Origin of the sequence: Roseicyclus sp. (assembly GCF_052168335.1) — a bacterium.
Lineage (GTDB): Bacteria > Pseudomonadota > Alphaproteobacteria > Rhodobacterales > Rhodobacteraceae > Roseibacterium.
This window is the reverse complement of sequence record NZ_JBQLZP010000282.1, coordinates 1-1,172: the sequence shown is the minus strand read 5'-3', so window position 1 is coordinate 1,172 and position 1,172 is coordinate 1. Positions and strand designations below refer to the sequence as shown.

Below are 1,172 nucleotides of genomic sequence, written 5' to 3'. Positions count from 1 at the left end.
CGAGGCCATGGTGGGACCATGGATGCCGTCGCGCCCGGTCTTGGAGCCGACATACACGACCGGGTTGCCCACGCCGGCGGCGGCCGAGAGGAAGATCCGGTCGGCCGGCGCGATGCCGACCGTCATGGCGTTGACCAGCGGGTTGCCGTCATAGGCGGGGTGGAAGTTCACCTCGCCGCCGACCGTCGGCACGCCGACGCAGTTGCCGTAGCCGCCGATGCCGCGCACCACGCCGTCGAGGATGCGCTTCGTGCGCGGGTTGTCGGGCGAGCCGAAGCGGAGCGCGTTCAGGTTGGCGATCGGCCGCGCGCCCATGGTGAAGACGTCGCGCAGGATGCCGCCCACGCCCGTCGCCGCGCCCTGATAGGGTTCGATGAAGGACGGGTGGTTGTGGCTCTCCATCTTGAAGACCACGGCGAGCCCGTCGCCGATCGCGACCACGCCGGCGTTCTCGCCCGGGCCGTGGATCACCCAGGGCGCGCGGGTGGGCAGTTCGCGCAGCCAGACGCGGGAGGATTTGTACGAGCAGTGCTCGGACCACATCACCGAGAAGATGCCGAGCTCGGTCAGCGACGGCTCGCGGCCGAGGATCGCCAGCACGCGCTCATGCTCGTCGGGCTTCAGGCCGAACTCGGCGGCGAGCTGGACGGCCCGCTCGGGGGGCAGCGTTTCGGGGGTATCGGTCACAATGTCCTCGGGCGCGTGGTCGGTCGGGAACGGCCACGCCCGGGGCGGTGTGTCAAGGCGGGTTGCCGCCCCGCTTGCCGCGCGCCCCAGGCCGGAGGATCGTCATGTCATGAGCACGCCCCCCCGCCCGCCGATCGGCCAGGCCGTCACCTTCCTCTACGCCGACCCGCCCGAGCCCTCGTGGCGGTTCTACGAGGACGTGCTCGGGCTCACGCTGGTGCAGGACCAGGGCTCGTGCCGCATCTACGCCGCGGCCGAGGGGCGCACGGCCTTCCTCGGCGTCTGCCGCGCCCGCGCCCCGCGCGCGACCGACAATCCGCGCGTGGTCGGCGGAGTGGTGTTCACCTTCGTCGCCGAGGACGTGGACGGCTGGTACGCCCATCTGCGCGCCCAGGGCGTGGACATCCCCGCCGCGCCCACGCTGTCGGCGCAGTACCGCGTCTATCACTTCTTCTTCCGCGACCCGGCCGGCTACACGCTCGAGA

Annotated in this window: 2 protein-coding genes; one reads left to right on the top strand and one right to left on the bottom strand. The window is 71.8% G+C overall.

The features are described from left to right. A partial coding sequence (locus ACTS11_RS08650) for an AIR synthase related protein (protein WP_442639924.1) occupies positions 1 to 687 on the bottom strand: 687 nt, incomplete at its 3' end. A gap of 109 nt (positions 688 to 796) precedes the next feature. Here ACTS11_RS08650 and ACTS11_RS08645 point away from each other — a divergent pair. Then, positions 797 to 1,172: VOC family protein (locus ACTS11_RS08645; protein ID WP_442639923.1), on the top strand; the 376-nt coding region annotated here is incomplete at its 3' end.